19 protein-coding genes, 1 tRNA gene and 2 rRNA genes (1 of these 22 only partly in view) are annotated in these 24681 nt (G+C 56.3%); 15 read left to right on the plus strand and 7 right to left on the minus strand.

From position 1 onward, the window contains the following. The 4 genes from ACE2AA_RS13520 to ACE2AA_RS13535 form a co-directional block, all read left to right on the plus strand. Positions 1-2624, plus strand: a 23S ribosomal RNA gene (locus ACE2AA_RS13520); it begins 117 nt to the left of the window's first position. Between the two features lie 111 nt (positions 2625-2735). Next, a 5S ribosomal RNA gene (rrf, locus tag ACE2AA_RS13525) occupies positions 2736-2851 on the plus strand. A 21-nt stretch (positions 2852-2872) separates the two neighbouring features. Beyond that, a tRNA-Met gene (locus ACE2AA_RS13530) sits at positions 2873-2949 on the plus strand. 177 nt (positions 2950-3126) lie between these two features. Continuing rightward, positions 3127-3639 carry a hypothetical protein gene (locus tag ACE2AA_RS13535; protein WP_141261969.1) on the plus strand — a complete coding sequence of 171 codons (513 nt, stop codon included), beginning with the start codon at positions 3127-3129 and terminating at the stop codon, positions 3637-3639. Here the strand turns inward: ACE2AA_RS13535 and ACE2AA_RS13540 are convergent. Further along, positions 3636-4349 carry a TetR/AcrR family transcriptional regulator gene (locus ACE2AA_RS13540; RefSeq protein ID WP_227001092.1) on the minus strand — a complete coding sequence of 238 codons (714 nt, stop codon included), beginning with the start codon at positions 4347-4349 and terminating at the stop codon, positions 3636-3638. The two genes, ACE2AA_RS13535 and ACE2AA_RS13540, sit on opposite strands and share 4 nt — an antisense overlap. A gap of 193 nt (positions 4350-4542) precedes the next feature. Here ACE2AA_RS13540 and ACE2AA_RS13545 point away from each other — a divergent pair, with 193 nt between their 5' ends. From ACE2AA_RS13545 to ACE2AA_RS13560, 4 genes are all read left to right on the plus strand, one after another. Then, positions 4543-5685: an efflux RND transporter periplasmic adaptor subunit gene (locus ACE2AA_RS13545; RefSeq protein ID WP_141261970.1), complete on the plus strand. Its 1143-nt coding sequence runs from the start codon at positions 4543-4545 to the stop codon at positions 5683-5685. A gap of 6 nt (positions 5686-5691) precedes the next feature. Continuing rightward, complete coding sequence (locus ACE2AA_RS13550; protein WP_141261971.1) at positions 5692-8817, plus strand: efflux RND transporter permease subunit; 3126 nt, start codon at positions 5692-5694, stop codon at positions 8815-8817. After that, a complete protein-coding gene (locus ACE2AA_RS13555) occupies positions 8817-10319 on the plus strand; it encodes an efflux transporter outer membrane subunit (RefSeq protein ID WP_141302119.1) in 1503 nt (500 codons plus the stop codon). The genes ACE2AA_RS13550 and ACE2AA_RS13555 overlap by 1 nt, the downstream gene beginning before the upstream one ends. Positions 10320-10704: 385 nt before the next feature. After that, positions 10705-11370, plus strand: a complete 666-nt coding sequence (locus ACE2AA_RS13560; protein ID WP_141261973.1) for an HAD family phosphatase — start codon at positions 10705-10707, stop codon at positions 11368-11370. Between the two features lie 482 nt (positions 11371-11852). Here ACE2AA_RS13560 and ACE2AA_RS13565 read toward each other — a convergent pair whose 3' ends face one another. Next, positions 11853-13001 (minus strand): hypothetical protein, encoded by a 1149-nt coding sequence (locus ACE2AA_RS13565; protein ID WP_395370126.1) that lies wholly within the window; start codon positions 12999-13001, stop codon positions 11853-11855. Positions 13002-13057: 56 nt separating this feature from the next. Continuing rightward, complete coding sequence (locus ACE2AA_RS13570; protein ID WP_141261975.1) at positions 13058-14029, minus strand: glycosyltransferase family 2 protein; 972 nt, start codon at positions 14027-14029, stop codon at positions 13058-13060. Between the two features lie 661 nt (positions 14030-14690). Between ACE2AA_RS13570 and ACE2AA_RS13575 the strand changes: the two genes are divergently transcribed. The 4 genes from ACE2AA_RS13575 (at position 14691) to ACE2AA_RS13590 (ending at position 19200) form a co-directional block, all read left to right on the plus strand. Continuing rightward, on the plus strand, positions 14691-15410 hold the full coding sequence (locus tag ACE2AA_RS13575; protein ID WP_141261976.1) for an autoinducer binding domain-containing protein: 720 nt from the start codon (positions 14691-14693) through the stop codon (positions 15408-15410). Between the two features lie 281 nt (positions 15411-15691). Continuing rightward, positions 15692-17260 (plus strand): hypothetical protein, encoded by a 1569-nt coding sequence (locus ACE2AA_RS13580; protein WP_162853824.1) that lies wholly within the window; start codon positions 15692-15694, stop codon positions 17258-17260. Continuing rightward, complete coding sequence (locus ACE2AA_RS13585) at positions 17257-18057, plus strand: glycosyltransferase family 2 protein (RefSeq protein ID WP_395370128.1); 801 nt, start codon at positions 17257-17259, stop codon at positions 18055-18057. The genes ACE2AA_RS13580 and ACE2AA_RS13585 overlap by 4 nt, the downstream gene beginning before the upstream one ends. Before the next feature lie 177 nt (positions 18058-18234). Further along, complete coding sequence (locus tag ACE2AA_RS13590) at positions 18235-19200, plus strand: glycosyl transferase (protein ID WP_395370130.1); 966 nt, start codon at positions 18235-18237, stop codon at positions 19198-19200. Between the two features lie 129 nt (positions 19201-19329). Here ACE2AA_RS13590 and ACE2AA_RS13595 read toward each other — a convergent pair whose 3' ends face one another. The 3 genes from ACE2AA_RS13595 to ACE2AA_RS13605 are packed head-to-tail and all read right to left on the minus strand — an operon-like array spanning position 19330 to position 20065. Continuing rightward, positions 19330-19575, minus strand: coding sequence for a hypothetical protein (locus tag ACE2AA_RS13595; protein WP_141261979.1), 246 nt, complete (start codon positions 19573-19575; stop codon positions 19330-19332). Between the two features lie 29 nt (positions 19576-19604). Beyond that, the gene (locus ACE2AA_RS13600) at positions 19605-19760 is read right to left on the minus strand and encodes a hypothetical protein (RefSeq protein ID WP_162851960.1); all 156 of its coding nucleotides are present in this window, start codon (positions 19758-19760) and stop codon (positions 19605-19607) included. Between the two features lie 20 nt (positions 19761-19780). Continuing rightward, the gene (locus ACE2AA_RS13605; RefSeq protein WP_141261980.1) at positions 19781-20065 is read right to left on the minus strand and encodes a hypothetical protein; all 285 of its coding nucleotides are present in this window, start codon (positions 20063-20065) and stop codon (positions 19781-19783) included. A 133-nt stretch (positions 20066-20198) separates the two neighbouring features. On the opposite strand from ACE2AA_RS13605, the gene arfB reads away from it, so the two are divergent. Continuing rightward, entirely contained in the window at positions 20199-20606 is a 408-nt protein-coding gene (gene arfB, locus ACE2AA_RS13610; protein ID WP_141261981.1) for an alternative ribosome rescue aminoacyl-tRNA hydrolase ArfB, read from the plus strand. A 562-nt stretch (positions 20607-21168) separates the two neighbouring features. Next, positions 21169-22488: a site-specific DNA-methyltransferase gene (locus tag ACE2AA_RS13615; RefSeq protein ID WP_395370133.1), complete on the plus strand. Its 1320-nt coding sequence runs from the start codon at positions 21169-21171 to the stop codon at positions 22486-22488. Between the two features lie 50 nt (positions 22489-22538). Here the strand turns inward: ACE2AA_RS13615 and ACE2AA_RS13620 are convergent, their stop codons facing one another. After that, positions 22539-23813, minus strand: a complete 1275-nt coding sequence (locus tag ACE2AA_RS13620) for a histidine-type phosphatase (protein ID WP_395370134.1) — start codon at positions 23811-23813, stop codon at positions 22539-22541. Positions 23814-23986: 173 nt separating this feature from the next. Between ACE2AA_RS13620 and ACE2AA_RS13625 the strand changes: the two genes are divergently transcribed. Then, a complete protein-coding gene (locus ACE2AA_RS13625; RefSeq protein WP_395370136.1) occupies positions 23987-24664 on the plus strand; it encodes a hypothetical protein in 678 nt (225 codons plus the stop codon). Positions 24665-24681 lie beyond the last annotated feature (17 nt).

The raw sequence follows: 24681 nt of genomic DNA on the forward strand, positions 1-24681 counted from the left end.
AATGGGGCAACCCACCCAGCGATGGGTATCATGTCCTGAATACATAGGGGCATGAGGCGAACCCGGGGAACTGAAACATCTAAGTACCCGGAGGAAAAGACATCAATTGAGATTCTGCTAGTAGTGGCGAGCGAACGCGGAACAGGCCAGTGGTCATTTTTGAAGAAGCAGAACGGAATGGAAAGTCCGGCCATAGCGGGTGATAGCCCCGTATGCGTAGTGTCAGGAATGATCCTTGAGTAGGGCGGGACACGTGAAATCCTGTCTGAACATGGGGGGACCACCCTCCAAGCCTAAATACTCCCTGGTGACCGATAGTGAACAAGTACCGTGAGGGAAAGGTGAAAAGCACCCCGACGAGGGGAGTGAAAGAGACCTGAAACCGAATGCCTACAAGCAGTCGGAGCCTCTTATGGGGTGACGGCGTACCTTTTGTATAATGGGTCAGCGAGTTTCTGTTTGCAGCAAGCTTAAGCCGATAGGTGTAGGCGCAGCGAAAGCGAGTCTGAATAGGGCGACGAGTTGCTGGCAGAAGACCCGAAACCGAGTGATCTAGCCATGGCCAGGCTGAAGGTGCGGTAACACGCACTGGAGGGCCGAACCCACGCCTGTTGAAAAAGTCGGGGATGAGCTGTGGCTAGGGGTGAAAGGCCAATCAAACTCGGAAATAGCTGGTTCTCCGCGAAATCTATTGAGGTAGACCGTCTGGTATTACCCCGGGGGGTAGAGCACTGGATGGGCTAGGGGGGCCCAAAGCCTTACCAAACCTAACCAAACTCCGAATACCCGGAAGTATGAGCCAGGCAGACAGACAGTGGGTGCTAAGGTCCATTGTCGAGAGGGAAACAGCCCAGACCACCAGCTAAGGCCCCCAAATCGTGGCTAAGTGGGAAAGGATGTGGGGATTCCAAAACAACCAGGAGGTTGGCTTAGAAGCAGCCATCCTTTAAAGAAAGCGTAATAGCTCACTGGTCTAATAGAAACCCTGCGCCGAAAATGTAACGGGGCTCAAGCCACGTGCCGAAGCTGTGGGTGCATACTATGTATGCGCGGTAGCGGAGCGTTCCGTAGGTCTGTGAAGGAGACGGGGTGACCCTCTCTGGAGATATCGGAAGTGCGAATGCTGACATGAGTAGCGACAAACAGTGCGAGAAACACTGTCGCCGAAAGTCCAAGGGTTCCTGCGCAAGGTTAATCCGCGCAGGGTGAGCCGGCCCCTAAGGCGAGGGCGAAAGCCGTAGTCGATGGAAACCGGGCAAATATTCCCGGGCCTGCCAGAAGTGACGAATACAATATGTTGTCGGGTCTTATCGGATTGATCCGGCTTTTGGAGTATTCCAGGAAATAGCTCTGGCATATAGACCGTACCCGAAACCGACACAGGTGGACTGGTAGAGAATACCAAGGCGCTTGAGAGAACGATGCTGAAGGAACTAGGCAAATTACTTGCGTAACTTCGGGATAAGCAAGACCCGTCAGTGGGCAACCATTGGCGGGTGGCACAGACCAGGGGGTAGCGACTGTTTAGTAAAAACACAGGGCTGTGCGAAGTCGAGAGACGACGTATACGGCCTGACGCCTGCCCGGTGCCGGAAGGTTAAGAGGAGGTGTGCAAGCACCGAATTGAAGCCCCGGTAAACGGCGGCCGTAACTATAACGGTCCTAAGGTAGCGAAATTCCTTGTCGGGTAAGTTCCGACCTGCACGAATGGCGTAACGACTTCCCCGCTGTCTCCAGCATCGGCTCAGCGAAATTGAATTCCCCGTGAAGATGCGGGGTACCCGCGGTCAGACGGAAAGACCCTATGAACCTTTACTGCAGCTTTGCAGTGGCATCAGAGACATTCTGTGTAGGATAGGTGGGAGGCTTTGAAACCGGGGCGCCAGTTCCGGTGGAGCCATCCTTGAAATACCACCCTGACTGTTTCTGATGTCTAACCGAGGCCTGTTAGCCAGGTCCGGGACCCTGCATGGTGGGCAGTTTGACTGGGGCGGTCGCCTCCCAAAGTGTAACGGAGGCGCGCGATGGTGGGCTCAGGCCGGTCGGAAACCGGCTGTCGAGTGCAATGGCATAAGCCCGCCTGACTGTGAGAGTGACAGCTCGATCAGAGACGAAAGTCGGCCATAGTGATCCGGTGGTCCCGCGTGGAAGGGCCATCGCTCAACGGATAAAAGGTACTCTAGGGATAACAGGCTGATCTCCCCCAAGAGTCCACATCGACGGGGAGGTTTGGCACCTCGATGTCGGCTCATCACATCCTGGGGCTGGAGCAGGTCCCAAGGGTTCGGCTGTTCGCCGATTAAAGTGGTACGTGAGCTGGGTTTAGAACGTCGTGAGACAGTTCGGTCCCTATCTGCCGTGGGTGTTGGAGACTTGAGAGGATTTGTCCCTAGTACGAGAGGACCGGGATGAACATACCTCTGGTGCACCGGTTGTCGCGCCAGCGGCACAGCCGGGTAGCTAAGTGTGGACGGGATAACCGCTGAAAGCATCTAAGCGGGAAACCCACCTCAAAACAAGGTCTCCCCGAGGGCCGTGATAGACCATCACGTCAATAGGCCAGGTGTGGAAGCGCAGTAATGCGTGCAGCTAACTGGTCCTAATCGCCCAACAGGCTCATTCCATCGCCACAACAGTGGCAACACACATGCACAGCAGTCATCCACTCTTCAATACTTACAAAAAGCACCAACCCATCACATCCTCTCAGCCCCTAACCAGGGATGACTGGATGACCTGGTGGCCATGGCGGGGAATGATCCACCCGATCCCATCCCGAACTCGGCCGTGAAACACCCCAGCGCCCATGATACTGTGCCTTAAGGCACGGGAAAGTCGGTCGCCGCCAGGTCTTCCAGTCACCCCTCACCACCGCGGGGTGGAGCAGCCCGGTAGCTCGTCAGGCTCATAACCTGAAGGTCATAGGTTCAAATCCTATCCCCGCAACCAACAATAAACGTCTGAAAAGACACAAAAAAAGCCACCCTCAAGGGTGGCTTTTTGTATTTGGTCTCCAAAAGTCCTTATGTAGCCAAATGCAGCCCTGCCTAACGGTTTTGCGATCTCCTGCTCTGCTTTTCCTTACAGTATCGTGAAGGCAGGTATGTGTGGGAAAGGGGAAGCCACATGAATCAGACATGGGGCGATTTTCAGGCGGTTGTCCAGTTATCAGCAGGCTTGAATGTGGCGATTCTCAGCTTTGTAGATATCAGTCTGCCCGCCATAAAAGAGCGTCGGCGGGTGTTTGCAAAGGCGCAGCAGGAACTGGACATGCATCGTTCTGCACCGGGCAAGGTGACCAGTGCGGCACAGCTGGAACATGACTGCCAGGTGGATGAAATGAACGAGAAGCTGTATATGCTGTGGAAGGAATCATCCGCCTTCAGTAATGAAGAAGATTCCCTTATTCATTCTACTGGCATTCTTGGTTTTCTGGGCGCTGTCCTCAGCATGTTTTTGCTATGGTATTCAGCAGAATATTATGATGTCGTCATTGGCACGACAGGAAAAATAGTTATTTCCCTGTCATTCTGCTCGCTCATCGGAGCATTTATCATCAACTTCATGACGGCATCACAAGCCAGCGTCTTTACTAAAAAGTGTAACGCGATCCGGCAGGAAATGCGCCAGAAGCTTTAGGATTCCTGTCGGAATGAAGTAGCGAACGTATTACAGTCCTGCTGGAAACCTGCCAGGAAAATTCGCGCCGCACGGTGAAAGCGCGGGCGCATGTTTTCTTCAATCCATGAGGATTCGGATGCGCAGGCCAGGCTCTGCAGCATCAGGTCGCCTATGCTCATGCCAAACAGCATGTTGCTGTACATATATATGTCTTCCACCACATAATGGTGCTGGCGTACATAACGTTCCAGCCAGCTGGTCAGCACGTTTCCCTTTCCCCCCGCGCGCAGGCTGGTCAGGATCTGCCGGATATCCGCTGATTCCTGTGATTCGGTAATCAGGGCACGGATCAGGCTGATCCGGTCGGGACGGAGAATGATCCGGCCAAGGTTCATCAGCAGTTCCGTCAGTTCCTCTGCCGGGTTCTCACGGTAGTGGCACTCATCCGGCGTGACGTTGAACAGCCGGCTGTTAATCAGGGCATGAAACAGGTCCTGCTTGGAATGGAACATCTGGTACAGCGTGCGCTTGGACATGGCGGAATGCTGCGCCACCTTGTCCATCGAGGCCGCATGGTAGCCGCATTGCTGCAGCACCTCGCTTGCGGCATCCAGGATTCGTTCCCGACGTTCGCACTCTTCCATTTCTGGCGGTCGGCCCGGTCCACGTCGGCGGTTTTCGCAATCGTGCGGCGCAGTCGCGGGGGCGTTATGTTCATTCTTGCTCATTCGTAATATGCTCCGACCGCTTTTGTGTGGGTGTCCTGCTTGACCGGCTTATGGATACGATATAGTTTTCTATTCATTGAAAACCAAATGGTTTCGTTATTTGGCTTTCTTATGGCGGCTATGTGCGGGAAAACGGCATACCCGTGATTCAGAAACATTTTATATATAACGGCCTACAAGCCGGTTGGTGACCATGATGCATTATTCCCGTGTCGTAGCCCCGGCGGCTTTGATACTTGCTCTGGCAGCATGTCAGCGGCATGCTGCTCCCCCCAAGCTTCCGCCACAGCCGGTCAAGATCGTGACGCTCAAGGCGGAACCGGTGGAAATCCACACGATGCTGCCGGGGCGTACCGAAGCCTTTGAAATCGCGCAGGTCCGCCCACAGGTCAGCGGTGTCATCCAGCAGCGCCTGTTTGTCGAAGGTACCGATGTGCAGGCAGGGCAGCAGCTGTACCAGATCGATCCCCGTGTGTATCAGGCGGCAGTGGATAGCGCACAGGGTCAGCTCCTGCACGCACAGGGCAGTGAAGTCACCGCCCGTGCCAAGCTGAACCGCTATGGGCCATTGCTCAAGGCCCATGCCGTCAGCCAGCAGGAATATGATGATGCGCTGGCCGCAGAACGCGCAGCACAGGGTGATGTCCTGACCGCCAGGGGGCAGCTGGAACGTGCGACGGTCGATCTGGGCTATACCCACATGAATGCGCCGATCACCGGGCGTATCGGCCGTTCCATCCTGACCGTGGGTGCGCTGGTGACCGCCAACCAGACGAATAACGTTGCCATCGTGACCCGGCTTGACCCGATTTACGTGGACGTGAACCTGCCCGCGACCGAACTGCTGCGCTTCAAGCGTGAACTGGCGCAGGGTCGGCTGACGCGTGCAGGCGATAACGCCGCCGCCATTACCATTTCGCTGGAAGACGGTACTACGTACGAACACTCCGGTCGGATGGAATTTTCGGAAGTGAATGTTGACGAATCGACCGCCACGGTCGTGGTGCGTGCTGTCATGCCCAATCCTGACCGCCTTCTGCTGCCGGGCATGTATGTCCATGCCCAGCTGGCCGAGGGAACAGACCCCAACGCCCTGCTGGTGCCGCAGCAGGCGGTGCAGCGTAACTCCCATGGTGACCCGCAGGTATGGGTGGTTGACGCCGACAACAAGGTAAATCTGCGGCCCATCACCGTCAGTCAGGCCATCGGCACGAACTGGCTGGTGACGGACGGCCTGAAGGGTGGCGACCGTGTGGTCGTCGAGGGCCTGCAGAAGATCCATCCCGGCGATACCGTGACCCCAGCGGATGTGTCCGCCCCGTCCAAGGCAGGATAAGCCCCCATGTCTCTGTCGCGCTTTTTTATTGACCGGCCCGTTTTCGCATGGGTGATCGGGCTGATCATCATGCTGGTGGGCGCGGTTTCGATCTTCCGCCTGCCAATCGCCCAGTATCCCAGCATCGCCCCGCCACAGATCGCGATTTCGGTCACCTATCCCGGCGCTTCGGCCGATACGGTGAACGATACGGTCGTGCGCCCCATCCTGCAGCAGATGTTCGGGCTTGATCATCTGGAATATATTTCCTCGCAGTCTTACGCATCAGGACAGATGGAAATCGACCTGACCTTCGCACAGGGAACCAATCCCGACATCGCGCAGGTGCAGGTGCAGAACAAGCTGCAGCTTGCGCAGCCCAAGCTGCCGCAGGAAGTGACGGCACAGGGACTGAGCATCACGAAGGCCGTCAAGAACTTCATGATGGTCATCGCATTCATTTCGACTGATAACAGCATGAGCGGTGCGGATATCGCCGATTACGTGGCGTCCAACATTTCCGATCCGCTCAGTCGTGTGACGGGTGTGGGTGACCATACGCTGTTCGGTTCTGAATATGCCATGCGCATCTGGCTTGATCCGTCGAAGCTGTACAAATATGGCCTGACGGTGGGCGATGTGCAGGCCGGCATCCAGACACAGAACATTCAGGTTTCGTCCGGTGAACTTGGCGGCGTGCCTGCCGTGAAGGGCGCGCGTCTGGATGCCACCATCATCGGGCCGACGCGTCTGCGCTCCCCCGAGGAATTCGAGAAGATCCTGCTCAAGGTGCAGCAGGACGGATCACAGGTGCGTATCCGCGATGTTGCCCATGTGGAACTGGGGCCGCAGACCTACAATACCCACTCCTTCTATAACAACATGCCAGCGTCGGGCATGGCGCTGAAACTGGCGCCCGGGGCCAACCAGCTTCAGACCGAAACGGCGGTGCGCGAGCAGATCAAGGAACTGGAACAGTTCTTCCCGCCGGGGCTGAAGACCGTTTATCCACTGGATACGGAACCCTTTATTGTCCTGTCGATCAAGGATGTGATCATTACCCTGATCGAGGCGATCGCGCTGGTGTTCCTGGTGATGCTGGTGTTCCTGCAGAATTTCCGCGCCACCCTGATCCCGACCATTGCGGTGCCGGTGGTGCTGCTGGGTACGTTCGGCATTCTTGCCGCTCTTGGTTTTTCCATCAATACGCTGACCATGCTGGCCATGGTGCTGGCGGTCGGCCTGCTGGTGGATGACGCCATCGTGGTGGTGGAAAATGTCGAGCGCGTCATGACGGAAAAAAAGCTTTCGCCCAAGGAAGCCGCCCGCCAGTCGATGGATGAGATTTCGGGTGCGCTGGTCGGTATCGTGCTGGTGCTGACGGCGGTCTTCCTGCCCATGGCGGCCTTCAGCGGGTCAACCGGGGTGATCTATCGCCAGTTTTCCATCACCATTGTCGCGGCCATGTGGCTGTCGGTGCTGGTGGCCATGGTCATGACGCCAGCCCTGTGCGCCACGATGCTCAAGCCCGGCAGTCATGAAAAGACCACTGGTTTCGCTGGCTGGTTCAACCGTCATTTCAGTCGCCTGACCAACAGCTACCAGAAGGGCGTGTCCCGTGTGCTGGGCCATGTCGGCCTGTCCATGCTGGTGTTCGTACTGATTACCGTGGGCGTGGGCTGGCTGTTCATGCGCCTGCCTGGTGGCTTCCTGCCCGATGAGGACCAGGGCCTGATCTTTGGTCAGGTCACAATGCCCGCCGGGTCCACGCTGGAGGAGACGGCAGCGGTCAACCGCAAGGTTGCCGACTATATCCTCAAGACCGAGGGCAAGAATGTCATATCCGTCTATTCCATGAACGGGTTCAACTTCGCGGGGCAGGGACAGAGTGCAGGCGCCTTCTTCATCCGGTTGAAGGACTGGGACGAACGGCCCGCCGCCAGCCAGACATCGGCTGCGATCGCCATGCGCATCATGATGCATTTCTGGATGGATCCGGTGGCGCAGATCTTTGCCATCAACCCGCCCGCCGTGCTGGAACTGGGCAACGCCACCGGCTTCGATCTTGAACTGGAAGACCGTGGCCACCTTGGCCATGCCAGGATGCTGGAAGCGCGCAACATGGTGCTGGGCATGGCGGCGAAGGATCACCGCCTGACGGCCGTGCGTCCCAATGGCATGGAAGACGCGCCGCAGTTCCACCTGAACATTGACCGTGAAAAGGCCAATGCGCTGGGCATCACCATCGCGGATATCAACACCACGATCGAAGGCGCGCTGGGGTCGATCTACGTCAACCAGTTCCTGCGCGATGACCGTGTGAAGCAGGTTTATATTCAGGGCGAACCGGATGCCCGCATGATCCCCGACGACCTGAACAGGTGGTATATCCGCAACGCCACGGGAGGCATGGTGCCGTTCAATGCCTTTGTGTCCGGTGAGTGGATCATGGGACCGCAGAAGGTGGAGGACTATAACGGCCTCAACGCCTTTGAAATCCTTGGCCAGCCTGCAGCGGGCTACAGTTCGGGTGATTCGATCGCCGCGATGAAGGAAATCCTGGCCAGGCTGCCCAAGGGTGTCGGCTACGAATGGACGGGCCTGTCCTTTGAACAGATGGCGTCAGGTTCTTCCACCGGGCCGCTTTATGCGCTGGCCATGATCGTCATCCTGTTCTGCCTTGCCGCGCTGTATGAAAGCTGGGCCATCCCCTTTGCCGTGCTGCTGGTCATTCCGCTGGGCGTGCTGGGCGCGATTGTCGCGACCCTGGGGCGTGGGCTTGCCAATGACGTGTATTTCCAGGTGGGGCTGCTGACCACCGTGGGGCTGGCGGTCAAGAACGCCATCCTGATCGTGGAATTCGCCAAGGCCTTCTTCGAAAATGGTGCAACGCTGGAGGAATCCGTGCTGGAAGCCGGGCGTGAACGCCTGCGTCCCATCCTCATGACATCCATTGCCTTCGTGGTGGGTGTGTTCCCGCTGGCGATCGCCACGGGGGCAGGGTCGGCGGCGCGTGTCGCGATCGGCACGGCGGTGGTCGGCGGCATGGTGACGGCGACGTTGCTGGCTGTCTATTTCGTGCCGCTGTTCTTTGTGGTCGTGCTGCGCCTGTTCCGTGTGCAGCGTATGTCCGAACGGACAAAGGGAGAGTAATGCAGATGACCGTTCTCCCCACACTCAGGCGCGCCGCCACGGCTGGCATGGCGGCAGTGCTGCTGGCGGGATGTACCATGATCCCGCACTACAAGCGTCCCACGCCGCCATTGGCCAAGACGTGGCCTGCCTATGCCAATACCGGCGATCCGGTGCAGGAAAATCCGCTGGCGGCTAATCTGGGCTGGGCGGAATTCTTTACCGACCCCCGGCTCAGGGCGCTGATTGCCATCGCCATTCGGCAAAACCGTGACCTGCGGCAGGCCGCGGCTGATATCCGCCGGGCACAGGGGCAGTACGATATCCAGCACGCCACCCTGTTCCCCGCCATCAGCGGCGGGGGCGAGGCGATATTTCAGGGACCTTCGGATGCTGCCGGTCTGAGCTTCGCGCCGGGTCTGGATACCGGTAACCCGCCCATGTTCAAATATTACCAGATGGGCATTGGCGTCTCATCCTACGAAATCGACCTGTTCGGGCGTATCCGCAGCATGTCGCGGGAAGCCGCGGAACATGCGCTCATGCAGCGCGAAAATGCCCGTGCGATGCTGATCAGCATCATATCGCAGGTGGCTACGGCCTATATTTCATGGCTGGGCGATCAGGCGCAGCTGCGCCTGTCGGATGAAACCATGGCGTCCCAGCAGCAGACACTGGATATGGTCAAGGCCCGTTTCGCGCATGGTGAAACGGATGAGATGAATGTGCGCCAGACCGAAACGCAGGTTGCGCAGAGCGGCGCCTTCCGTGATGAATCGCGCAGGCACGTGGCGCAGGATGAAAACCTGCTGACCCTGCTGATCGGCCAGCCGATCCCCGATAACCTGCCCCCCGCGCACCCGCTGGGGCAGCAGACCATCATGCAGGACCTGCCGCCGGGCCTGCCGGCTGATGTGCTGGAACATCGGCCCGACATCATGTCGGCCGAACATGACCTGCTGGCGGCCAATGCGGATATCGGAGCGGCCAAGGCTGCGTTCTATCCCCGTATTACCCTGACCGCATCGGACGGGATCAGCAGCCTGCAGCCGCACAAGCTGTTCACTTCGGCAGCTACGACGTGGGGTGTTTCACCACAACTGCAGGTACCCCTGCTGAACTGGGGACAGAACAGCGGCAACCTGAAAGCGTCGCGCGCCATGCGGGCATCCAAGGCAGCCGCATATGAAAAAACGGTGCAGTCCGCCTTCCGTGAAGTGGCGGATGCGCTGGCCGCGCGCGATACCTACCGTGATGAAACCGCGCAGATGGACCGTTATGTCTCCACAACGGGGGATGCCTACCGGCTGGCGATGCTGCGCTACAGGGCAGGGACGGATTCCTACATCACATCCCTTGTCTCGCAGCGTAACTATCTGCAGGCGCAGCAGTGGCAGATATCCATCGCAGTGTCGCGTTACCAGAACCTTGTGACGCTATATCGCGCGTTGGGTGGCGGCTGGACTGAACATACCCCCGCCCCCCAACCTGCCAAAGGACAGAAGGCCACACACAAGGGATAGGGCGTAGTCTTCAGGATATGTACGATACATTACGGTTCGGACATGTTGCATACATGTCGGGCCGTAATGGCGTTAAAGTAACACAAAAGAAATACTTAAATATATTAATAGAATACTCTGTATTATTTAAATTAAAATGCCAAATAAATTTAAAATATAAATAAATAATATCATATGTTTATGTTTTGTTGATTACGAAAAAATGTAAATTTTGTTCTTTCAATATAAAAAATCATATCATATCCTTAAATTATGGCTTCTGGCGCAATATGTTTTTGTTTCGGCGTACAGGAAGTGCATGAAAGGTAGGGTCTGAACTTTGAATTTACATAGCAAATCCGATAATCAACTGCCCGCTGCCGTGCGTCCCGATGGGAAGTTGCGCATGGTTATTTTCGATTGTGATGGCGTTCTGGTCGATGGGGAATACCTGTCCACCTGCATCATGGCGCAGGAAGCGCGAAAATATGGCTGGGACATTACGGACGAGCAGGCAAACAAACTGTTTACCGGCGGCGAACTGGCCAAGATCCGTGACCGCATCGCGCATGAAAGTGGCAGGACACTGCCTGATGACTGGGACATGCAGGTGCAGAACCGCATTGTCACCATGATGAAAACCGACGCCCAGACCGTGGATGGCGCGGAAGACATGCTGAAGGCCACACTTGATCTGGGCCTGCCGGTGCGTATCGGGTCCAATTCGTCCATGGCGGAAATGGACGCAAAATTCAGCAGCACGGGTCTGGACAGGATGCTGGATGAAGACCGCATCCATTCCGGGCGTGATCTGAACATGCCTAAACCACGGCCTGATCTGTACCTGTATGCGGCTGAACAGGACAACATTCCGCCGGGTAACTGTATCGTACTGGAAGATTCCGATGCCGGTGCCGAAGCCGCCCGCCGTGCGGGCATGGCCTGTGTGCTGCTAAGGGATCTGTCGCGGCCCGCGCCTGAGTGGCCGGGGTTGATCCGTATCGGGCATCTGTCGGAATTCGTGCCACTGCTTCAGCGCATCAGGGCGGAACAGAAGCAGGCAGCGGCATAAAAAACTGTTGGGGCTGGCATAGGTAAGAAGACGCCCCGAGCATTCCAATCAGGATGTCAGCCCCGATAAAAATGAAAGTTTTTTTGGCGCCGCTTTTTTGAAAAAGGCGGCACCCTTCGAACGTCTAAAAAACACTCATCAAAAAATATTTTTTATATGTTCTCAGTAATGGAGCGCCGATTGCTCCGGTCTTATCCCAATATATCCTCTTTTGACGGTCAGATGTTCTTCTGCTGCAGGTTCATAGGTTACCGTGCAAGGGTATGCCCTAGCCCCTGCGGTACATACAGAACCCCTGCCTGACACTGTCGTTACCACATGATTTATCTGCCCAGCATATGCTGGATGTATGTATTCATGCTTATGGTATGATCAATATAATAATGCCGATAATCAGGTGACACCTGTGGCCTCATGCCCAGAATGAACGCAAATACATCGAATGCGAATAATATGATTGCAAGATATGTATATTTCTTCATTTAAATGAGGGCAATATGTCCATGGAACCACAGTTCAATAACAACGATATGCAGGGCAAACAGTAACGTCAAGATTGACCAACGCCGGACCCGGGCCTGCGTCAGGGTCAGGAAGGCCAGAAATTCAATCATCAATGGGTTTGAAAAGACATAGCGTTCGATTGAATCCAGACCTGTCGATCCCACCATCAATGCAACAAATGACATGATGGAAAAATTCAGGTACCATTTTTTTGCCAGCATTCCATAAATGAAATAGCAGGAAGCTATAAAATAGAGGCCCAGCTTTATTTTCTTTGCCTGCAGGAATGAATTAATAAAATTGGTCAGGAAAAAGCTGAAATGCTTTTCCCACCCTACTTCCACATGAGAAAACGCAAACCCGTCCCCCATGAGATGATAAAGATAGATCACGAAAATCGACAGTCCCGCCCCGGCTGCGGAAATCAGCAGAAAACTCTCCTGCAGGGGAACAGCCATACGCTCCCAGGCAATGGAACGTGTCCGGAGGGTGATGCCAGTACGTCTGAAAAACCACCAGCCTGCAATCATGACCGCAGTGGGAAACCCGGTTGGACGGGAAAAACTAAGCAGGAAACAGGCAAATGCTGCCCCTAATATATGGTTTTTCCGGAGCAGGATTAGCGTGCCGATCAGGAATACACCATAAATCCCTTCCGAATACTGTGACGTATACCAGATATTGAAAGGATATATGACACAGAAAAGGGTGAAGCCGATCCGGTCCACATCAACTGCGCGTGCTGCAAGTTCCCTGTAACACAGATAAATCAGCACCGGCCATAGAGCCAGGTTAACCAGTAGTTCGGCCCACAACGTACTGATATGCAGGCCCATCTGTGTTGCGTAGGACATCAGGGGGTAAAGTGGAAAAAATGCCCAGTTCGCCTGTGTCAGTCCATCACTACCGTGTAGCTGTGGTAATCTGTCGTACCCATTGCGGACAATACCCGTGTACCATTTACAGTCCCACTGGCATGTCGCGTGTGCGATATCGGCATAATGGGAAAAATGGGCAATCAGGGAAAGAAAACCAAAATTAAGTCCGCATAGCGCAAAAACGAAAACAAGAAATGCTATGCTACTCCTGTCTATATATTCTTTAAAATCCAGAAAATAGCGCTTCATGTTTTCTCCGGCTTTTTACGCAATGAAAATATATTATCCCTCCCAAGACATAATAACTATGATTTATTGAAACCCTCTTTTTCTTCAATATGGGACCGGGGACGCCGCTTGGTTTCCAGGTATATCTTGCCCAGATATTCCCCGATAATTCCAAGGCAGAGCATCTGTACCCCTCCCATGAAGAACAGGGCGACAATAACCGATGCCCAACCCTGAATGGGATTGCCAATCATCTTGTTGATCAGCACTACCATAATGGCCAGAATGGAGATGAGACTGATGGAAAAGCCAGTCAGCGTAATGATCCTGAGGGGCATGACGGTCATGGAAGTAATACCTTCCAGTGCCAGTGCCATCATCTTGTGCAGCGGGTATTTGGAAACACCCACCGTACGTTCCCTGCGATCGTAATAGACTTCTGCCGACGGGAAACCGATCAGTGGTACAAGGCCGCGGATATAGATATTACGCTCATGATATTCCAGCAGCGCATCACGCGCCCGGCTGCTTAAAAGACGGAAATCCGCGTGATTGAAGACCTGCTTGACCCCCATTACGGTCATGAGCCGGTAAAAAACTTCCGCCGTCATGCGCTTGAAGGCCGTGTCCGTCTGGCGCGAAGCCCGCACCCCATACACGACATCATGTCCGGTGGCATAAGACTTCACCATTTCCCCAATGGCGTTGATGTCATCCTGCAGATCAGCATCTATACTGATAATGGCATCGGCATCATCGGCATTGGCCAGACCTGTCAGCAATGCGGCCTGATGACCCTTGTTACATGACAGTTTCAGGCCACGGACGTGGGCATGGTTCCGGGTTGCGACACTGATCTGCTGCCACGTATCATCAAGGCTGCCATCATCCACGAATAATAGATAGCTGTTGGGACTGATCATCCCATCACCGATCATCTTACCAAGATAGCCGTCCAGTTCCATCAGGCAATAAGAAAAGACTTCCGATTCATTGTAACAGGGAACAACAATGGCAAGACGAGGCAGAGAGGGCGGCTGGGAATTCATATAACCTGACCTGAAACCGGAAGCACAAATGGTTAAAATCATAAACAGATAATGATAGAATTAATTTCCGGCAGCGTCAAAAAATGGAGACAGGTACGGCAATGCGTCCTGCCCACGCGCGTATATCCTTTCCTGTCTGACACGATCGGGGCGACAATATCTGTCGGTCGGGCCTGTGTTCTGTCCCCGGCATGTCACGGACAAAACTGCGTCCCGGAAGATCAGGATTTTTCCATAATAATGGAACCGGCTGTAAAAAATCGTTCAGACCAAAATAATAATAGATTGTTTGATTGTTCAGTTTATGATGACATCTTGAAATAAGAAAAATTTTTGAGGAAAGTTTTTTTAAAATATTCAGAAAATATCATATTTAAAAAATAATACCTAAAAACTTTCGCACGCAGTTCAACGGAGAGGCATCATGCACACGCTGTTATTCTGCCCATTCCATCCGGAATGGCCCAATGTGCCCGGACAGGGCGTGGGGGCCATTTTCCCCACAGGGTCTGATGCCCTTTTCTGTTCTGCAAGCCTTTGATTGCATTATCACGGGTGCCTCCTTATCGCGCATTACTGGGTATTGGTGTCATGCCTGCGGGTATGATAGGCGTGCAGAGGGAGACAATTTCATAACCAGACTGATTGCAGGATACGTTTTTTGAATCGCGACCTTTTTAACAGCCAGGCCATGGATACGCTGGACGCGATGCTGAACACGCGCACCGTGGATGAACTGGCAGCCCAGTTCCACAAGGCCGTCAGCCAGATCGGGGATTTCTACTGCGTTGCGGGTATCATAAAGAAATTCCGGCCCGGCGGCCTGCGTCCCACCACATCCAGCTATCCCACCCACTGGACCAGTCATTATATGGGTAGCAATTACGGACGGGTGGATCCGGTGATACGCCGCGCCATGACCAGCCATACAGGGTTCGGGTGGCATGCATGCGATCCGGTGAGGAAGCAGGAAAAGGCGCTGGTCGCCGACATGCATGACCTGGGCATGCAGGACGGGTTTGTCATGCCAATCCATGGGCCGGATTCTTCGGTTTTTCTGGTCAATTTCGGACAACTGGCACGCAAGATGGTGTCGCGGCGTGTGCAGGCGGCCCTTTCAATGCTGACCATGCAGTATTACCAGCATTATCATTATCTGACGGCGTCACCGGAACCGGAAGCCCCGCCGCTGACACAACGTGAATGCGAATGTCTGTCATGGGTGGCGAATGGCAAGACTACAGTGGATATCGCGGATATCCTGACGCTAAATGAAAATACCGTAAAATTTCATCTCAAGAACGCACAGCGCAAGCTGGAATGCACCAACCGCGTCACGACCGTGCTCAAGGCCATCTCGCTTGGTCTGATTGTCATCTAGCATTCCCTGACCGGGTATTGTCCATGCTACCTGTCAGCCCTCCCCTTATGGGGTGGCAGGCTGAAGGATATGCCCGGCGCACCTGCATTCCGACAGTGTGATTTATGTAATGCCGGTACAGGATACGCCCTGTAACCTACGCTTCACCTGTGATCCGGGTAAAAAATAAGCGGGCCGGATAATCAATTATTAATTGATCTGCCCTAGCAGAATGACTGTGCGCGCCCGACTGGCGGTGTTGCCGCCCGTTATTCCATCCCGTCCCAGCCAAGGTAAAGACATTGTCCGCGGAGCCGCTCCTGACATTGACCCCGACCGAGCAACAGGATCTTGAAACCATAGAGAAATCAGGTCTGTTTGATGCTGATTTCTATCTTTCGGTGCATCAGGATGTTGCCGGGTCGAACATCGATCCCCTGCTCCATTACGTCAGATACGGCTTCCGGGAAGGACGCCAGCCCAACCGCAATTTTCGTCCCGCATCATACCTGCGTCAGTATCCCGACGCAGGCACAAAAAACCGCAACCCCTTCATCCATTTCCTGAAAACACATGGTGGTTGCCATATCGCCCATCATGGGTTGTTGCCCCGCTTCCATCTGGAAGACCTGAGTGTTGGTGCAAGAACGCTGGAACAGTTGCCGTTCTTCGCCCCTGATCTCTATCACGACATCAATCGCGACATTGAACGTACGACCACGGATATGGCCGAACATGCCCTGTTGTATGGCGTGCCGGAAGGGCGGCGTATTTTCGGTGCCCTGCATGTCTCACGCACACTGGGCGCGCTGTGCGCGGCCAAGGGGCTGGATGATGCAGATTACATGGCCCCCGATGGGCCGGTGCCCGACAGTATCGGGGTCTTTTACAATTCCCACGGGAATGTATTCATTCATGAAATCGCATCCGATCTTTGCACAACTTTGCGCGAAAGCGGCCTGAACTGTGTCCTGCTGGATGAAACCGGCAATCCCGATGACCGGCCCGAACTATGCATTTTCGTGGCCCCGCATGAATTCTTCCATCTGGGACAGGGCCAGGGCTGGGCCACGGGCGCCATTATCCGTGACGCCATCATGTTCAATACCGAACAGCCACAGACCCTGTGGTTTGAACGCGGCATTCCCTTCCTGCTGATGGCGGCAGGCGTGATCGACATCTGTCACCAGATGGCGGAAGGCTTCCGGCAGGCCGGGTTGCCCGCCATCCATTTCACCCCCAATATCGGCACGGAACGGGATTACCTGCAAAAAGGTGACATGCAGCATGCCATGGTGCGCATCCTGCCGCCTGCGTGTCGCAGGCGTCCTGACCGGTATACGCCCTTTGCCGACCGGCAACTGGATGTCAGTTTCTTTGGCGGCGTATCGGAACACCGGGAGAAATTCTTTTCCCGTAATGCCGGGTTCTTTGCACAATTCTGCAATTACTTCTATTATCGTAAATTCACCACACCGATCGACAGCAGTCCACGGGATAATCCCCTCTCACGCCTTGCGTCGCATGTTGCGGGGCATTCCCGTATCGCGCTGAACATTCACCGTGATGATTACGGATTTTTCGAATGGCACCGCATCGTCAAGGGTGCGATGGCCAATGGCAGTGTGGTGGTATCCGAGCCCTGCCTGCCGCACCCGGTCTTTCGCCCCAATGTGCATTTTCTTGAAGAAAGCGGTCGCCACATTCCCAACCTGATCGAATGGCTGCTGAACACGCCCGATGGTCAGGCAAAGGCGGAAGAAGTGCGCCTTGCCGCCATGCAGGCAATCGAGACCCCTGCCCTTAACCGTGCGCGCTGCACACGGATACGCGGGTTCATTTCGCATGTATGGAGCACGCCGGAGGCATGAGCATCACCGCCCCATGGATGGCCACGGGCCAGACAGCGTTTACATTCCGCAGCCGCCGCAAGAAACCGGCTGACCTTGTCAGCATATGCATCACCAATTTCAATTATGGCCGGTATGTTCTCGAAGCCCTTGATTCAGTCATGGCCCAGACGCATGCGGCCCTTGATCTGATCGTGGTGGATGACCATTCGGACAGGGATGAATCCGCAGCCCTGATTACCGCATGGATGGAAGAAAACCGTGAGCGTTTCTGGCGTTGCACCCTGATCGTGCATTCCCGTAATCAGGGACCATCCGAAGCCCGCAATACCGCCTTCAAACATGCCGTCGGCGCGTTTGTGTTCGTGATGGACGCGGATAACACCATCTATCCCCGCGCCATAGCCCGGCTGCATGATGCCGCGCGCGATGGCGGGTTCGACGCCACCTACAGCCAGCTTGAATATTTCGGCAAGGAACAGCGCATCGGATCGGCCGACATATGGGACCCCGCCCAGATGGCGCGCGAGAATTATGTTGATGTGATGGCCCTGATCCGCCGACAGGCATGGATGGATGTGGATGGCTACAGCCATATTGACCAGGGCTGGGAAGATTATGATTTCTGGCTGAAATTCATCGACCATGGTTTCGAGGCCGCTTATGTGCCCGAAATCCTGTGCCGCTACCGCATGCATGGCAATTCGCGTACCACGAACGATGCATGGGCCGCCCATGAAAGCCTGCGTGCCATCATGGCCTTCCGTCACCCTGAACTCAGCGCACGCTATCATCTGCTTCCTGCCGCGAAGCCATGAAGGATAAAAAAGCAATAAAAGTTTCTGGTGACGCTTTTTTCAAAAAGCTTCGAAGCATGCCGCATTTTTGGAAAAAGGCAGCACGCAAAAACCTTCTGTAATTTGCCTGATATCTCAAGGCGGGTGCTGAAAACAGCTTTTGACAAAGGGATATTTCCGCCGTCCCGGCTTATCCCTATGATGCCGGGCATGACGCTGCATGCCCCCTGTGCCACACCTCCCGCCATCGGTCGCCGGATTATCGTCACCGGATGCGACCACACCTATTTCCATCTGGTGGACGAACTGGTTGCTTCCATACGCGATCATGCCGATACCCCCATCGGGGTAATCGATTGCGGGATGACAGCGGAACAGGTAGCCCGGTTACAGGGACAGGGCATACAGATCATCGCGCCCCATATCCCTGATTATGCCCCAGGACGCGCCATCCGGAATCGGCCCAGCCTTGCCATTAACATAAGCAAGCTGTGGCTGGACCAGATGCTGCCGGAATTCGACCTGATCGCGTGGCTGGATGCCGATACATGGGTGCAGGATGGACGTGCGCTGGAACAGGTATTTGCTGCGGGTGAGGGGAGAGCACTGGCCATCGTACCGGAAATCGGCGCCAAGATCGCCAACCTGCTGGGGGTGCGCTGGATCTGTCCGGGGTGGATGCAGATCCGTTCTTTCCTTTACAAGAACGCCAGTCGCGCCCGGCTGCCCTTCCATATCCGCAAGCGCATCGGCGCAAAGCCCCTGCTGAATGCAGGCGTATTCTGCCTGCATCGCAATGCCACGATCTGGCCTGTGCTGCGACGGTGGCAGGCGCTGATCCTGCCACGGCGCGGCATGGCCTTTACACAGGACCAGCTATGCATGGCGCTGGCGGTCTATATCGATGGCCAGCCCGTCACCTTCCTTGATAACAGCCACAACTACCTTGGTCCCTGGCTGCTGGACGAAACCACCGGGCAACTTGCCAACCTGTTTTTTCCCCATCCGCCCGTGGGCATCGTGCACATGGCGTCCCAGAAGGCCATGCGCAGCGCGCTGGAAAATACCATGACCATTCCCACCGTTCAGGGTGGGCAGGTGGCGGTCAACCTGCGTTATGCTGGCATGCGTCAGTTCTGGCGGAACAGGTCAGAGATTGTTTAAAAAAGTCCGCTCAGGAAACATCCCGTTATCATTGGAAAGTTTTTGGTGAAGCTTTTTTCAAAAAGCTTCGAAGAACGCTGCTTTTAAGAAAGCAGCACTCAAAAACTTTTATTGTTTTTTAACAGCCTCTCAGCCTTTTTTGTCTGTACGTGCCGCCTGCACGCGTTCCGCGGCATTGCGCAACTGTTCGGCAAGGTTAAGGGCCAGTTCCGGCGGCAGTACGGTCACAACACGTCTGTTACCCTTGGGCATGTGTTCGGGTGACGTTGCCATGAACAGATCCATGACCACGATGGAATCCTGCACCGCTTCGGCACCGCAACTGACGGTGGGGTAGACCACAGCCCGACCGGCTGCATCGCGTTCTTCATTCATGATGGGAAATACCTTGTCATGCTACCGTGTCAGCGCGCGGTGGGGGGACGTGTCTGCTCACGCCGCAGTTTCAGGTTAAGGTCCTGTATCGTCTTGCGCGCCACGGCCAGTTCGTCACGTACACGCGCCAGTTCCGTCTTCAGCGCCGCGATTTCGGCCCGCAGGGCGGGGGGATGATCAGCCATCTGCACACTTCCTTATGATATCAGGAGGGTTTGACACCGGATGCAAACCGGGCGCGCACCTGTTCAAACAGGGTCCGCGCCGCCATGTCCTTTGCATCGGTATGGTCGATATGATGACGCATGCGTGCGGCAATTTCATCCGCATGCAGTACCTTGGCATCCACCAGCATCTGCATAAGGTCCATGACCACAAGCTGCTGGGCCGCAATCATCTTGACCACGGGCATCACCTTGGCCTGTGCCGCATCGCCCGCTGCCTGCGCAAGGGCCTTGCGCAACTGGTCCGTGACAGCCTCATCGTTCATGATTGTGCTACTCCGCTCTTGTCATCGTGCGGCAGGCATGGTGATAGCAAACGGCCGGCACAGCAATGCTGCCCATGCAGGGCCGCCCATAAGCTTACGATATACCTTCCGCCCGACAGGACCGTAAACCGCCATGTCATCCCCCATCATACCCGATGATGAATTACATGTGACCTACATACTGGCATCCGGCCCCGGCGGGCAGAATGTCAACAAGGTTGCAACAGCGGCCCAGCTTCGTTTTGATGCCCGCAATTCTCCCACCCTGTCTGGCCGGGTCAAGCACAGGTTGATCGAGGTGGCGGGCAGCCGGATGACAGCCGACGGCGTGATCGTGCTGACGGCCCGGCGTTTCCGCAGCCAGATCCGCAACCGCGAGGACGCGGTCGCCCGCCTGCAGGACATGATTGCACAGGCCAGCACGGTGCAGGCTTACCGCGTGCCCACCCGTCCTTCACGCACGCAGCGTAAAAAACGGATGGACAACAAACAGCATCGCAGCCGCATCAAGCAGGGTCGTAGCGGCCGTTATCCAGAATGAAGGCAGACGGGTTCCCGCGTCGCAACAGGGCGTTTGGCCAAACATAAAGAAGTTTTGGTGACGCTTTTTTTTAAGCGTCAAAGAACGTCACCTGTTTCCAGAAAAACCGGCACCCGGATTTTTTTATGAATTGCGGGGTATTTCAAAGACCGGCTTTTCAAACGGTCTTTTTTGAGATGTGCGGACACCCATCCACAAAATGAAACCGGCGCAGTCTGTATTGATGGCAGGAATATCCGGGTTCCCTGTGCTTTCCGCTGGTCTGTCCAGACAGATAAAGTCTGATTGAAAGAGGTGCATGATCTGTCGCGATCCTGTCAGGACTGGCGGGATGAAAGGGCGTGATGGCAACGGCATATTCTGTGCTGTCGCCCGAATTGCGGGCCAGCACCTGTGTCCGGACCATAATCTTTTTTGTTATTATCGACTGTAACATATATGGAAAAAGACCCGTTTACATCCGGCTATGTCCGGTCCTGGCGCGCTGTGCGCAGGTTGCTCTCCCCTTCCGGTTCGCATTGCGGGATAGTGGGACCGGCATAAGGCAGGAACGGGAGGACACGTGGCCACGCTGGAATGGGAGGGCAAGCACGCCGTTACGGCCTGTCTGGACCGGATGCGCGCGGGTGTGCTGCAGGTTGATCCCGCCCTGTGCCGTGGGGCGGCGGAGGGGACCGATATGGTCATTCTGGGGGATAATCTGGCAGCCCTTGGCGCGCTCATGCCCGATCATGAAGGGCAGGTGGACATGGTGCTGATTGATCCCCCTTATAATACCGGGCGGCGCGACTGGCTGTATGATGACAGCGTCAGTAATCCCGCCGCCCTGCACTGGCTGGGGGACGTGCTTGGCCAGCAGCGGGCGGCCAGCCTGTCACGACAGGACCGCTGGCTGTGTCTCATGTATCCGCGCCTGCTGCGATTGCGGCAGCTTATGGCTGAAAATGGCGTGATTGCCTGCTGTATTGATGACCGTGAATACCCCCGCCTGCGCCTGTTGATGGAGGAGGTATTCGGACCCGGAAATTTTCTGGCGACGTTTGTCTGGGTCAATACCGGCAATATCGACAACCACAGTCGCATCAAGACCAACCATGAATATGTGGTGGTGTTCGCGCGTGATGCCAGACGCTTCGTGCCCGGCTGCGTGCTGGCCCCGCAGGTCGGTGCGCGCAGCAAGCTGCGACGGCCGGTCATCCGTAATACCATCATCAAGAACGGACCACGCAATCCGGTATCCGACCTTGTGCTGCCCGCAGGCTTTCCCGCCCGTTTTGACGATGGCGTTATTCCCGTCCCCACCGATCCCGGCTTCTGGCCGCGTTTTGACATGCCGATCGTAGTCAGGAACGGGCGTCTGGCACAGGCCGTGACCCTGCGCAGTGGCTGGAGTTCGCGCCGCCAGTGCGCGGCCTTCATCGCGGCGGGGTTTCGTGACATCACCGACCGGCAGGGCCTGAAAACCCGTTTTTACCTGACCCCCAGCGGGGCGGTCTTCATGGAAAAGGACCGGCAGGCGCAGCCCAGCCATATCCTGACCGTGCTGGAAGGCATGGGGACGGTGCAGCAGGCCGCAACCGAACTGGCGCAATGTGGCGTGTGCTTTGATTATCCCAAACCGCTTTCGCTGGTGACCTACCTGCTGCGCGCATTGTGTCCCGCCCCCGATGCGGTGGTGCTGGATGCCTTTGGCGGTTCAGGCACGACAGCGCAGGCCGTCATGGACCTGAACGCGGCGGATGGCGGCACACGCCGTTTTGTCGTGATGGAAATGGATGAACGGATCGCCACGACCGTGACCCAGCCCCGCCTTGCGCATGTACTGGCGCGTCATGCCCGGCCGGGGGCGGGGTTCCGGTTCTGTCGGCTGGGAATGCCCTGAATAATCTTGCCAGGTAATTCCTTGATTTTCAGATTGCATGACAGGCAGCGTCACCTGTGCTGATAGGCATCAAGGCGTTCGGTAAAGGTCCGCGTGAAATCACCCAGCGTACAACTGCCATCCTGTCCGGGGTGGCAGGCCGGCAGGGGCAGGGTTTCAGGTTCCGCCGTCATTGACTGTTCCGTGCGCAGGGCATCCAGCCCCTGATGGAATATGACGGCCCGCACCCGGCGCTGGCCATCGGGCATGCGCCATGTCTCGAACCCCAGCGTGGTGTCGGGGCCGGTAGGGTCCGGCAGGTCTGAAAAGGACCAGTCCAGACCAAAAATCGCCGCCAGCATGTCCAGCGTGCTGTCATGTCCCGCAAACAGGATAATCGGCGTGGTGACCGCAATCATGTCGCCAGCGGGCCCATGCACGGACCCGCCTGTCAGCAGGTCCGTTATCATGCCCGCCAGAACATGCCCGCGCGGAAAGGCCAGGACGGGCAGGCGGCGGACCAGTCGGCTGGCATGGTTATGGGCGGGCTGCAGGACATCAATGACATGGCGCATGTCCGGATATCCCCAGCCGATATCCGCGCATGACATGCCCTGCGCATATTCCAGCAGCATGTCTTCCGCCACATCGGCCGACTGTGACAGCCCACCGGACAGGTGCGGGGCGCCCTTGTGCCATGTGGCCCGATCCGGCTGCGTGAAGCAGGGCGAGTCCGTAGTGCTGCATCCGGCGGGCTGTACCACGGCCTGCGCCATTGCCTGCGCCTGGCGCACATTGGCCGGGCGTGTTTTCTGATCCTGTGCCAGCGTGGTGGACAGTTCAGTCATGATGGCATGCTGCAGCGCGGGACCGGCCTGCGTGGGCAGGTCATTGAAGACCGGGTCATGCGTGCCGGGGGGCAGACTGCCGGGTGTGACCGGACAGCCGGGTAACAGGGCATGGGCCATGATGTTTCCGGTCTGCAGCGTGCGCTGGTCCGCCGCATCAGACCAGACCGCCAGCACCCCCGCAGTACATCCCCGTGCAGGCAGCACGCCCGCCTGCCGGTAATGTTGCCCCAGCGCCGCCCCCATCAACGCCAGGTCGCGCTGTCCATGCGTGGTCAGCTGGCCCGGGGCCACGGGCCATGCCTGCCATTGCCTGTGGGTATGGGCATCCAGTTCCGCAATCGGGTGGGTGGGGCTGCGTATGCCGTGGCGCGCGACCAGCACCACGCGTTCCAGTATGGGTGCGGCAGGCTGCGACGCGGGTGTCGCCGCCTGTGCGCTGCCCGCCTGCAGCCAGATGCAGGACAGGATGGCAAGGTCGCGGAACAGGCGGGACATGCGGGCACGATCCAGATCGGGGGGCAGGGAATATATCCCTGCATGACAGCAACATGCCGGTTCTGCTAGTATGTCAGCGCAGAAAAACGGCCTTGTCTGCAAGGGGCAGGAAACTGCCTGACGCATGATGCATTCCTGTCAGGGCGGGGCATACAGTCAGGGAGAACCGGTGGATGATGATCTATCATCCGGTGCAGGCACTGGAGCGCACGGGTATGTGGGCGTTCATGAGGCGGCACTGGTGGATGTGCATGGCCCTGCCGGTCCTGTTGTGCCTGGTGGCGGGTTTTGGTGTTTATCTGGGCTGGAGCAGCCAAAGCGACGCCAATTTCGCCAGACATAATGTCCTGATGAAGCATTCACAGGAAGAAGCAGCCTACGCCCGGCAGCTTGCGGACTATGATGCGACGATCATACGCGACCGCCGTGTCTTCCTTGATATCACGCGCGCCGATTTCGCCAGCATTGCCCCCCCGGTACAGATGGCGTGGCTTTTGCAGGAATATCGCAAATTCGATATCAGCCGCGTCAAGGTCTATGACGGGCACGAAACGCGTCCCTTTGTCCCGGCGCCCTGTTCCGTGCAGCTATGCTTCGTTCCGATTTTTGTCGAGGAACTGCATGATGATCCCGTCCGCCATACCAAATACGTACAGGTGGGTGCGCTGGAAGACATGTCGCGCACGTTGATTGTCGATGCCGAGCAGTTCTGGCGCCTGCGCAAGCTGGTCATTCATGTTGATGCCATCCTGTTCGCCGCCAAGCGTCAGGAAATGGCCAATTTTGAAAAAGCAATGCAGTTGCGTGACTCCCTGGACATGCTGCGTGCGACGGCACAGAAAGTTCACTAGGCGTTTCCTGCGGGCCG

The organism is Komagataeibacter diospyri (assembly GCF_043995075.1).
Lineage (GTDB): Bacteria > Pseudomonadota > Alphaproteobacteria > Acetobacterales > Acetobacteraceae > Komagataeibacter > Komagataeibacter diospyri.

Bases quoted from the DNA above. Each gene is read 5' to 3' on its own strand.
- ACE2AA_RS13535 (WP_141261969.1), top strand. From the start codon at position 3,127: ATGAATCAGACATGGGGCGATTTTCAGGCGGTTGTCCAGTTATCAGCA.
- ACE2AA_RS13540 (WP_227001092.1), bottom strand. From the start codon at position 4,349: ATGAGCAAGAATGAACATAACGCCCCCGCGACTGCGCCGCACGATTGC.
- ACE2AA_RS13545 (WP_141261970.1), top strand. From the start codon at position 4,543: ATGATGCATTATTCCCGTGTCGTAGCCCCGGCGGCTTTGATACTTGCT.
- ACE2AA_RS13550 (WP_141261971.1), top strand. From the start codon at position 5,692: ATGTCTCTGTCGCGCTTTTTTATTGACCGGCCCGTTTTCGCATGGGTG.
- ACE2AA_RS13555 (WP_141302119.1), top strand. From the start codon at position 8,817: ATGCAGATGACCGTTCTCCCCACACTCAGGCGCGCCGCCACGGCTGGC.
- ACE2AA_RS13560 (WP_141261973.1), top strand. From the start codon at position 10,705: ATGGTTATTTTCGATTGTGATGGCGTTCTGGTCGATGGGGAATACCTG.
- ACE2AA_RS13565 (WP_395370126.1), bottom strand. From the start codon at position 13,001: ATGAAGCGCTATTTTCTGGATTTTAAAGAATATATAGACAGGAGTAGC.
- ACE2AA_RS13570 (WP_141261975.1), bottom strand. From the start codon at position 14,029: ATGAATTCCCAGCCGCCCTCTCTGCCTCGTCTTGCCATTGTTGTTCCC.
- ACE2AA_RS13585 (WP_395370128.1), top strand. From the start codon at position 17,257: ATGAGCATCACCGCCCCATGGATGGCCACGGGCCAGACAGCGTTTACA.
- ACE2AA_RS13590 (WP_395370130.1), top strand. From the start codon at position 18,235: ATGATGCCGGGCATGACGCTGCATGCCCCCTGTGCCACACCTCCCGCC.
- ACE2AA_RS13595 (WP_141261979.1), bottom strand. From the start codon at position 19,575: ATGAATGAAGAACGCGATGCAGCCGGTCGGGCTGTGGTCTACCCCACC.
- ACE2AA_RS13600 (WP_162851960.1), bottom strand. From the start codon at position 19,760: ATGGCTGATCATCCCCCCGCCCTGCGGGCCGAAATCGCGGCGCTGAAG.
- ACE2AA_RS13605 (WP_141261980.1), bottom strand. From the start codon at position 20,065: ATGAACGATGAGGCTGTCACGGACCAGTTGCGCAAGGCCCTTGCGCAG.
- arfB (WP_141261981.1), top strand. From the start codon at position 20,199: ATGTCATCCCCCATCATACCCGATGATGAATTACATGTGACCTACATA.
- ACE2AA_RS13620 (WP_395370134.1), bottom strand. From the start codon at position 23,813: ATGTCCCGCCTGTTCCGCGACCTTGCCATCCTGTCCTGCATCTGGCTG.
- ACE2AA_RS13625 (WP_395370136.1), top strand. From the start codon at position 23,987: ATGATGATCTATCATCCGGTGCAGGCACTGGAGCGCACGGGTATGTGG.